8 protein-coding genes and 1 pseudogene are annotated in these 9,836 nt (G+C 43.0%); 4 read left to right on the top strand and 5 right to left on the bottom strand.

Annotated features, from left to right (window positions below; genetic code table 11):
* Positions 1-206 precede the first annotated feature (206 nt).
* Positions 207-1,949 carry an ABC transporter substrate-binding protein gene (locus tag IM507_RS16075; protein ID WP_123230403.1) on the top strand — a complete coding sequence of 581 codons (1,743 nt, stop codon included), beginning with the start codon at positions 207-209 and terminating at the stop codon, positions 1,947-1,949.
* Positions 1,949-3,217: a glycosyltransferase gene (locus IM507_RS16070; protein ID WP_287637336.1), complete on the top strand. Its 1,269-nt coding sequence runs from the start codon at positions 1,949-1,951 to the stop codon at positions 3,215-3,217. Before IM507_RS16075 ends, IM507_RS16070 begins: the two co-directional genes overlap by 1 nt.
* A gap of 102 nt (positions 3,218-3,319) precedes the next feature.
* On the opposite strand, the gene IM507_RS16065 is transcribed toward IM507_RS16070, so the two are convergent.
* Complete coding sequence (locus IM507_RS16065) at positions 3,320-3,907, bottom strand: hypothetical protein (RefSeq protein WP_069474188.1); 588 nt, start codon at positions 3,905-3,907, stop codon at positions 3,320-3,322.
* Between the two features lie 263 nt (positions 3,908-4,170).
* On the opposite strand from IM507_RS16065, the gene IM507_RS16060 reads away from it, so the two are divergent.
* Entirely contained in the window at positions 4,171-5,394 is a 1,224-nt protein-coding gene (locus IM507_RS16060) for a DHH family phosphoesterase (protein WP_002736029.1), read from the top strand.
* A 52-nt stretch (positions 5,395-5,446) separates the two neighbouring features.
* The gene (gene sixA, locus IM507_RS16055; protein WP_002735419.1) at positions 5,447-5,941 is read left to right on the top strand and encodes a phosphohistidine phosphatase SixA; all 495 of its coding nucleotides are present in this window, start codon (positions 5,447-5,449) and stop codon (positions 5,939-5,941) included.
* A gap of 112 nt (positions 5,942-6,053) precedes the next feature.
* On the opposite strand, the gene IM507_RS16050 is transcribed toward sixA, so the two are convergent.
* From IM507_RS16050 to IM507_RS16035, 4 genes and pseudogenes are all read right to left on the bottom strand, one after another.
* A complete protein-coding gene (locus tag IM507_RS16050; RefSeq protein ID WP_130758300.1) occupies positions 6,054-6,950 on the bottom strand; it encodes a tRNA (5-methylaminomethyl-2-thiouridine)(34)-methyltransferase MnmD in 897 nt (298 codons plus the stop codon).
* On the bottom strand, positions 6,910-7,704 hold the full coding sequence (locus IM507_RS16045) for an alpha/beta fold hydrolase (protein WP_002737067.1): 795 nt from the start codon (positions 7,702-7,704) through the stop codon (positions 6,910-6,912). The genes IM507_RS16050 and IM507_RS16045 overlap by 41 nt, the downstream gene beginning before the upstream one ends.
* Before the next feature lie 196 nt (positions 7,705-7,900).
* A complete protein-coding gene (locus IM507_RS16040) occupies positions 7,901-8,500 on the bottom strand; it encodes a superoxide dismutase (protein WP_002737286.1) in 600 nt (199 codons plus the stop codon).
* 607 nt (positions 8,501-9,107) lie between these two features.
* Positions 9,108-9,446 (bottom strand): annotated as a pseudogene (locus IM507_RS16035) (IS1634 family transposase); the annotation flags it as partial.
* Positions 9,447-9,836 lie beyond the last annotated feature (390 nt).

The following is a 9,836-nucleotide window of genomic DNA, read 5'->3' as shown; positions in this document are numbered from 1 at the left end:
TACCGGTTTTGAGGTGGCCAATTACCTAATTTTTAGGGAAAAAGTCCAGGGATTTTCCCCCTGATCACTCCCATACCTGGTACTTTTTGATTGACAAAAAGTCTAAAAGTCTTACCCAACAAGGTTTTTAGATTTATTCAGTAAACCCTATATAGCCAGACAAGGTCTTTACTTCTAAATAGTCGGACAGAAAAATATTAAAGATTATGGTGAAATTTTGGCGCAGATTAACGGTATTTTTAATTTCTTGTTTATTGCTGATTTCCCTAACTGCTTGTGGTAATCAAGTTAGACGCAATCAAGTGGTCATATCGGTATTAAGTGACCCAAAAACCTTTAATGCTGTTTTATCGGCCGAATCCCCGAATATTTTTGGTTTAACCTACGAAGGACTATTAACAGAAAATCCCATTACTGGCAAAAAAGAACCAGTCCTGGCAGAATCTTGGACAATTTCCGATGATAATTTGAACATTATTTTTACTATGAGAGAGGGTTTAAAATGGTCGGATGGTCAACCCTTAACCGTTGATGATGTGGTTTTTACCTATAAAGATTTATATCTAAATCCTGATATTCCCAACAACTACCGCGATAGTTTAAGAATAGGATTAAAAAAAGAATTTCCAGTTATCACTAAACTAGATAATCGCCGAATCGAATTTAAACTACCCGAACCTTTTGCTCCTTTTTTAGATGCTGTCAGTTCACCGATTTTACCTAAACACGCTTTAGAAAAAACTATTCAGAAAAAAAGCCCCGATGGTAGGTTAGAATTTCTCTCCACTTGGGGGTTAGATACTCCTCCCGATAAAATTGTTTTTAATGGTGCTTATAAACTAAAAGAATATATCACGGGACAAAGGATTATTTTTGAGAATAACCCTTACTATTGGAAAAAAGATGACCGTGGACAACAATTACCCCATATAACTTCAGTAATTTGGGCAATTGTTGAATCGCAGGACACAACTTTACTACAATTTCGTTCGGGAAGTTTAGATTCTATTGGGGTAACTCCCGAATTTTTCTCCCTCTTAAAAACCGAAGAAGAAAGAGGAAATTTTACTATTTTTAACGGCGGACCTGCCTACGGAACCCAATTTATCGGTTTTAATCTCAACCAAGGCAAACGCGACGGAAAACCCCTAGTAGAGCCAATTAAATCCAGGTGGTTTAATAACTTAAATTTCCGTCAAGCTATTGCCTACGGCATTAATCGTCAAAGAATGATTGATGATATCTATCGAGGGTTAGGACAAGAACAAAATTCTTTTCTTTCTATCCAATCGCCTTTTTACGATAAAAACCTGAAAGGTTACAATTACAATCCCGAAAAAGCCAAAGAATTATTATTAGAGGCGGGATTTAAGTATAATAGTGATAATCTGCTAGTCGATGCTGATAATAATCCCGTTAGATTTAACCTGATTACTAACGCGGGTAACAAAATCCGGGAAGCAATTGGCGCACAAATTAAAAATGATTTAGCCGCAATAGGAATTCAAGTGGATTTTCAAGCGATCGCTTTTAGCAATTTAGTTGATAAACTAAGTAATAGTCTAGATTGGGAAGCACATATTTTAGGTTTTACCGGCGATAATGAACCCCACGCCCCTAATATTTGGTATGTAGATGGAAATCTCCACGCTTTTAACCAACAACCTCAACCCGGCAGCCCGCCGATTCAAGGCTGGCAAGCGGCGGATTGGGAGAAAAAAATCGCCGATTTATACGTCAAAGGTTCCCAAGAATTAGACTTTGAGAAGCGCAAAGTTATCTATAATGAAATTCAACAACTTCAACAGGAATACGTCCCGTTTATTTATCTAGTTAATCCCCTCGCTTTGGGGGCTGTGCGTAACTGCTTTGAAGGAATACAATTCTCTGCCTTGGGTGGAGCATTCTGGAATCTAGAAGAATTAAAGAAAACCTGTGGAGGTGTTTAATGACTCATTTTGGTTTACTCTGTCCTACAACCTCTGGACATATTTATTCTCTTCTACCTTTAGGAAAAGAGTTACAAAAACGCGGTCATAAAGTTACCTGTTTTTTAACTCTTGATGGTGAAGAAATGGTGCAAGCAGCCGGGTTAAATTTTCAGGCAATTGCACCCGACAAATATCCGAAAGGCACATCAGCCCAAAATTTAGCCGAAATTGGTCAATTACGGGGAACAGCCGCCGTCCGACGCACGGTACAATCAGTGACTAATTCTACCGCTGCCCTCTTTGAAACTATCCCTCAAGAGATGCGTCGCTTGGGAATTGATGCCCTAATTGTCGATCAAGTCTCCCCCTCAGGGGGTACAATCGCAGAAAAATTAGCTATTCCCTTTGTCAGTTTTGCTGGGGCATTGGTTTTAAATCGTGACCCGCTTATTCCGCCCTTTATGACTACTTGGGACTATAATCCCTCATTTATCGGGGTTATTCGCAATAAACTTGGCTATAAACTCCTTGACTCTCTGACTCGTCCTCTGAATGAGTTAATCAACCGGCAACGTCAAGAATGGGGGTTAATTCCCTATCAAAACATCAATCAACGCTATTCACCCATTGCCCAAATTAGCCAACAACCTGCCGAATTCGAGTTTCCTCGGCCAAATTTACCCGCTCACTTCCACTTTACCGGCCCCTTTCACGATTCCTCCACCAGAAAACCGATTCCTTTTCCCTACGAAAAATTAACCGGACAACCCTTGATTTATGCTTCCCTTGGTACAATTCAAACTCGCCTACAATCGACTTTTAATGCGATCGCCGAAGCCTGTGCCGATTTGCCGGTACAATTAGTTTTATCCTTGGGCAATACCGACTCTAACATTCAAATAACCACCAAAAACGCCCTAGTTGTTCCCTACGCTCCCCAATTAGAGCTTTTAACCAGAGCCTCTCTTACTATCACCCACGCAGGCTTAAATACTACCCTAGAATCCCTTGCCCAAGCTGTACCGATGGTGGCCATTCCCATCACTAACGACCAACCGGGGGTATCTGCTCGGATAAAATGGTCGGGGACAGGGGAAGTGATTCCGATTTCCCGTCTAGAAGTTCCCCGTTTACGAAAGGCGATTGAAAAGGTCTTATCCGTCCCCAGTTACCGAGAAAATGCCCTGAGAATGCAAAAAGCACTACAGAAGACTGGAGGAGTGAAAATGGCCGCCGATATCGTCGAAAAAGCCATTTCTACCGGCCAACCCGTCCTATCGGTATAATAGCTAGGGTCTGCTGAAAAAGTTTTTCCTGGGGACAGGGTGTGACCAACTGTCTGCATCATAACCGATAGTGTCTGCCGCCGTTCCCTGTACACGCACTTGTTAGGCATCGGATTGGCTAGAGTGTATAAACTGGTGAAAGTCTGGTGATTTAATGAATTCTTGAAGGTCTTTTATTCCCTCTATAAATGAGGTTAGCATCCACCCAAGCTCTTCAAGATGAGTTAATAATCGAGGGTTTTGTTCATCCAAAAGACTGATTAACTTATAATAGTCTTCTATAGAGCTAGTATCGAGTAGCGCTAAATCTTCATGAATCAGCTTGTTTCGTTCCGCCACAATGTCTGAGAGAGCCTGTTTCTGAGCATTTAAGAAATCTGAGTCACTATAGGTAACCTTAAATGACAAAGACATACCTAACTCAGAAGAGTCTAGTTGAGGTTCAGACTGACTATCATCCACTAGCACAGTGTTATGTAATTCCTTAACCAGTTGACCTAATGGGCGCTTACGAAATCTCTCATGACTGTCAACGAACTGGTTACGAGTTGATGTTGATAATCTCTCAATCTGACTAACTGAAAGTAGATACTTTAAAATACCTTCAATCTTTGAAAAATTAACTATATTTCTGCCTAGCTTTCTTAGTGCTTCAGTTCTAACTACTTCAATATCTATCGGTTTATCCATGATTAATGGTAAGGCGTTGACTATCTAAATTATCTATTTTCACAGGTAATGGCAGCGATGGTTAATTGCCCTCACTCCTAACCGCTCTCCCAGAACAAACAGGAAAGGTCTTTTGATAGACTAGAGTTATAGCCCGACAGTGGGGAGCTAGGGGCAAGAAAAGCTTAATATTTGAGATGAACCGATCGAGCCAGAATATCGTCTAGAATTAATTAGCTCAAAAAATCCCGACTGAATCTACCCTTAAGCAAACTTTTCTAAAAATGATGGCTGAATTACTGAGTCTAGTTCCTGCCAAGTCCCTCGAAACCGATATAGTGTTAGGGGAACCGTCGGCAGTATGTCCCCTTCCTCCAGTCACGGTTAGTAATGATACCCTACTTATTTCCCTAATTGATCGCCTGCGACGTACTTTGGAAAATCACCGGGGCGAAAATCAAATTGTGGTGATGCAGGATTTCCCGGATCCCGATGCTCTTTCTAGTGCCTGGGCCTATCAAATTATCGCCGAACAGTACGATATTCACTGTGATATAGTCTATGCGGGTACTCTCTCCCATCAGGAAAATGTCGCTTTGGTAAAACTAACAGGTTTACCGGCTAAACGTTGGGGAGTCCATACCCTCAAGGATAGAGATCTTTCGGTTTATCAGGGTTGTGTTTTCGTCGATGGTCAGGGAACCAATAGTCAGTTAACCACTCTGGTTAAACAGGCAAAAATTCCCGTTATTGCCGTGATTGATCATCATACTCGCCAAGGGGATCTAGAGGCGGAATTTGTTGATATTCGTCCCCAAATCCGGGCAACAGCGACGATGTTAACCCAATATATCCAAAAAGGGTTACTGAATTTTAATACTAGCGATACCGTCCATGTTAAGTGTGCCACAGCTTTGATGCACGGATTGCGATCAGACACGAATAATTTAATGCAAGCGCAAGAGTGTGAATTTATTGCTGCTGGTTATCTCAGTCGTTTCTACGATGCTCAATTATTAAACGCTGTCCTGCAATCGGCCAGATCCCGACGGGTGATGGATGTGATCGAACGAGCCTTAAAAAACCGTATTATTAAAAATAATTATTCGATCGCCGGGGTCGGTTATTTGCGTTATGATGACCGAGATGCGATTCCCCAGGCTGCCGATTTTTTGGTGACAGAAGAAAATGTTCACACGGCTTTAGTTTATGGTATCGTTCACGATGAAGATGAGGATATCGAGTTAGTCATTGGTTCTATGCGTACCAGTAAAATTACCCTAGATCCCGATGAATTTCTCAAGGAAGCTTTCGGACAAGATAACCAAGGTCGCTTTTTTGGTGGTGGCCGTTATATGGCCGGAGGTTTTGAAATTCCTATCGGTTTCCTCGGTGGTTTTAATAATAATGCCGAATACGCTAAACTTAAGTGGGAAATGTATGACACCCAAATCAAACAAAAACTTTCCCATCTAGTTAACCCCGATGAAAAGGTAATTCGCACCTAAGTATCAGACCTCAGCTATCTATTATCATCGCCAAGACCGACCCGACACTGATATGAAACTTTATTTTGTGCGTCATGGATTAGCAGGACAATCGGAGGATTATCTCAACGATAGGGAACGTCCTTTAACCGAGGAAGGTAAGGCAAAAACTGCTAAAGTTGCCCAAAGATTAGGACAGTTGGGGGTGAAATTTGACCTAATTCTCACTTCCCCATTGGTGCGTGCCGTGCAAACCGCCGAAATTTTGCAAAAAGCGGGTTTAAGCAGTAAAATTGAGCAATTTAATCCCCTATCGCCCAATGGCAATATTCAAGATTGGGTGCAGTGGTGGCAAAAGTCCGACTATCAGCGAGAGGAAAACGCGATTGCACTGGTGGGCCACGAACCGGATTTAGGCTATTGGACGGAAATGCTAGTTTGGGGCAAGTTTCAAGGAAAATTATCGGTCAAAAAAGCGGGAATAATTGGTCTAGAGGTTCCCAATCAACAAAATCCCCTAGGTAAGTGTCAGTTATTCTGGTTGACAGCCCCGAAATTACTCCTATAGGGTGGGACTTTCGGAAAACGCGAGCGAGAATTGTCTCTAGTCAAACCCTAGAACCGAGACAGCATCAGCAATACAAACAAATTTTAGCCCGGGGATTCTTTCCCAATTAATCTCATTCCGAGATTTCGATCGAACTCACCGCTCTTTGCCAACGTTTTTTCCAGTGGCTAGTCGGTTCTAAGTCAGAGAGAGCCTGTTCGCTGCGACGACGTTGTATAATCACTTCGGCTGGGTCGGTTAAAGTCTCGTCTCGATAGGGAATAGCGGCCTTAGTTTGCAGATGTTCCCGTTCCTGTGCCGATAGAGATGGGGGTAAGGACAAAAAACTGGCTATTGTCCCTGGCGATCGCCGCCCGACGCTATCGGTGGCTCCAATCTGCAATCCTGCTAATTGTAAAGCCCTTCGCACCGAGGCAGCACAGGAATAGGTGACTAAATAACCCGTCGGACTCAGGCATTTGGCCACTAAAGCTAAAAACTCCACCGTCCACAGTTGCGGACATTTACCCGGGGAAAAGGGATCGAGAAAAATTGCCTCCGCTTGAAAACCCGCCTCAATCACCTTGGTTATCGTCTGTCGCGCATCCCCGATTAACAGTTTAGCAGTGAGATTAGGCAAGTCCAGCCGGTGATTATGGGCAAAATCACTTAAATATTCGGGAATTGGTTGACTCCAACTATTTAAGAGATTCTCTCTAATAGCTGCTAGGGGAACCATTCGATCGCTTTCTAACGCTAATAATTCTACCCGACAATCCCCCCTAACTCGCCAAATGGCCGCCAAGGCTGCGGCGGCATTGTACCCTAAGCCGTAACAAATGTCAAGAACTTTCAGATTATTGCTCTGGTCTGCTTTTGCTGCCAGACGACTGGAGAGGATAAATTTTTTCTCGGCTTCTTCCCTTGCCCCGGAGGTAGAATGATAACATTCGCCGAATTCGGTCGAAAAAAAGGTATAAGAACCATCCTCAGTGACTTTTTGCGGGTAAGCTTCGGGGGAGACAAGCATGGTGATGAAGAATGTCTTTGAGGTGAATATCGGTTTCCAGTAGGCAAGCGTGACCACTATGGGGCAGAATTGTTAATTTTGCGGCGGGTAACTGCTGAATTAGGCGTTTAGCCTCCGCTACCGATGGTAAGAGTCGATCTCCTTGACTGGCTATCACTAACACCTCCAATTGCAGACTTTTTAACTCGCTGGCACTAACCTGAAACCGTTGTAACTGGGATAAACGCCAGCTAATCGTCTTCGGTGGGACGTATTGCATGGCTTTGAGGAGAGAGCGGCGATCTTCCCGGGATATTCGACCCAGAGCGGCCAGAAAGGGTAAAATAGTTAGTGCCGAGCCGCTATGGATGAAATCGGGCATCATCTGGGTGATACCGATTCCCAAGCTTAAAAGAGGTCTTTGATTAAAAGAAGAAGCAGGGTTAATTAAAATCAGTTTTTTAAGCAATTTTGGTGATTTTGTCGCTATTTTCAAGGCTAAACAGCCACCAAAAGACTCACCGCAGAGATAGACTTTTCTCGATTGTCCCTTTAATTCCTGTGCCAATAAAGCAATCACGCAATCGCTTAATTCCTCCCAATCGCCGAGATATTGCGGGGAAATCGCCAAACAACGCAGATCGAAGTAAGGAGCAAGGTTTTTAATCTGACGATGGTAGAGTTGGCCGCTGCCATCCATTCCGGGTAAAAATACAAACAGGGGATAATCGGGACGGGGATGACGGGGAATAATCCAACTGACAGGTTGTTCCATTGTGCAACAAGCGCGATCGATGTTAAAAAAGTTTTTTCTGGTTATCTATTTTAAGGATAATTAATATTAGAGAGATTTGCCAGTTTTAAGAGTAGTATTAACCTCCAACCTATGGATGGTTTCTCTCTGCTCGCCAACCCCTGATAACTGATAACTGATAACTGATAACTGATAACTGATTAACTGAGCCAAATTTTTAGGCCGCCGCTAAATTAGCAGCCACGAAATCCCAATTAACCAACTTGGTTAAAAAGTCGCTGATGTAATCGGGACGACGATTTTGGTAGTCGAGATAATAAGCGTGTTCCCACACATCCATAGTTAAGAGGGGAACCTGTCCGGCGGTTAAAGGATTGTCAGCGTTGCCGGTTTTGGTGACTTTGAGAGTACCGTTATCGAGAACCAACCAAGCCCAACCGCTACCGAATTGAGTCGCGCCGGCGGTTTTGAAAGCTTCGACAAATTTCTCGAAACTGCCGAAATCTGCGTTAATTTTAGCGGCTAAAGCACCAGTAGGCGCACCGCCACCCGCCGGTTTCATGCAGTCCCAATAAAAACTATGATTCCATGCTTGGGCGGCATTGTTGAAAACCCCAGCTTTAGAAGCATCACCAGCAACCTTAACGATAACTTCTTCTAAAGAGAGAGCATCGAGTTCCGTATCTTTGACCAAACCGTTATAGTTATTGACATAAGCGGCGTGGTGCTTGTCGTGGTGGAATTCTAGAGTGCTTTTGGTGATGCAAGGCTCTAAGGCAGTGTAATCGTAGGGTAAAGGGGGAAGTGTGTAAGCCATCTGTTGTTCTTTATATCCTCTCTTGAGAGCTTGTTTAAGGTAGTGTTGATAAAACTTTACATCCTTGATCATAGCACCGAAGGAGACTTGATCAGTGATCACTAATCGATCAGCTTTTTTCTCCCTTCTCCCCCCTCCCTTCTCCCTGACAGGTGTAGGTTTATTATAAAGAGGTGAGCAGTCACACACTCAAGGTGAGAACATCAAGCTAGAGATTTAGAGGAGCGTCGTGAAAGGCAATGCTGAAAAACAAATATCTCAAGCAGTGGTCGTGCATAGTTTCAGAGCATCTCAAGACTGAGACGATGGATACTACTCTCTCACAGTGGCCGTTCTTTTCCACGTCTTTAGGGAGTCCGGCTCGGTTTTTTTTCGCCGCAGTGACAGCAATTCTCAGTTTTAGAGCAAGCCTTTTAGGGATTTAAAGAACATTTTAAAGGGGGATTTTTGGGGCAACTTTGGGTGTACTATCACCTCAAAAGCCTGAAGACTCGTGAAATGAAATTCGCAATCCCATTGAATTTTACCCCGTATTACTGGACTTCCCCGTTGACAAAAAGCCATAACCTGTGCTGTAGAAGGGATTAAAAGAATTTCCGCCGCCCCGTTACTGGGTACAAATCAGGGAAACTCCCAATAAATCTAACGCTTTTTGTTGCAGTTTAGTCGGTCGAGTTATCTTAGAAAAACGATAACTTCCCTCCCTAATCATACATTCCACTGTATTCAAGCAAATCGTCCCCAAGTCTTCCAACAAAGTCCGAAAGCTATGCACAGGAAAGTCCTCTTGATTCCGTTTTTTTCTCTCTTTAGACTGAGCGGATTCACTGCGACTCGCTTTAATCACATTCAGAGAACCATCATCAATTTCTTCATCCTCAAATAACAAAGGAGCCAAGCACTGTTTTAAATGCCATTCCACATAATAAGCCAACATACATAAAAAGCTGACAGGGGGACAAGCTGGCTGAACTCCTTACAGCATAAGCTTTTTGGGGTGTTCGAGCGAAAAAGTTCGATGCAGATCACTCCCCATTGTTGATAAAGATTTCTAATAAGCTCGCCCAAATCCCTGATTCTCTCGTTAGCTTTTTGGCTGAAAGGGATGTATCTATTTGTAACTGAGGAGCCTAAAAACCTTTGTGGACAACGCTTTGAGATGTCTTGTCCCCCTGTCAGCTATGTCCTCTATCATCTGAAAGGGGGACAAGAAGGCTGAAATCCATATATCATAAGCTTTTCATGGTTTTAGCTCTAAAAAGTTCGCCGCACCATCTCTCACTTATTAATAATAATTCCTAGTAAGCTCGCTCCTATCCCTAATTCTTTCGTTAGC

The sequence above is a fragment of the Microcystis sp. M20BS1 genome, from assembly GCF_020245305.1.
Lineage (GTDB): Bacteria > Cyanobacteriota > Cyanobacteriia > Cyanobacteriales > Microcystaceae > Microcystis > Microcystis ichthyoblabe_A.
This window is presented reverse-complemented; position numbering and strand designations above follow the sequence as displayed.

Excerpts from the sequence above, each read along its gene's own strand:
- IM507_RS16075 (WP_123230403.1), top strand. The coding sequence starts at position 207 with ATGGTGAAATTTTGGCGCAGATTAACGGTATTTTTAATTTCTTGTTTA.
- IM507_RS16070 (WP_287637336.1), top strand. The coding sequence starts at position 1,949 with ATGACTCATTTTGGTTTACTCTGTCCTACAACCTCTGGACATATTTAT.
- IM507_RS16065 (WP_069474188.1), bottom strand. The coding sequence starts at position 3,907 with ATGGATAAACCGATAGATATTGAAGTAGTTAGAACTGAAGCACTAAGA.
- IM507_RS16060 (WP_002736029.1), top strand. The coding sequence starts at position 4,171 with ATGATGGCTGAATTACTGAGTCTAGTTCCTGCCAAGTCCCTCGAAACC.
- sixA (WP_002735419.1), top strand. The coding sequence starts at position 5,447 with ATGAAACTTTATTTTGTGCGTCATGGATTAGCAGGACAATCGGAGGAT.
- IM507_RS16050 (WP_130758300.1), bottom strand. The coding sequence starts at position 6,950 with ATGCTTGTCTCCCCCGAAGCTTACCCGCAAAAAGTCACTGAGGATGGT.
- IM507_RS16045 (WP_002737067.1), bottom strand. The coding sequence starts at position 7,704 with ATGGAACAACCTGTCAGTTGGATTATTCCCCGTCATCCCCGTCCCGAT.
- IM507_RS16040 (WP_002737286.1), bottom strand. The coding sequence starts at position 8,500 with ATGGCTTACACACTTCCCCCTTTACCCTACGATTACACTGCCTTAGAG.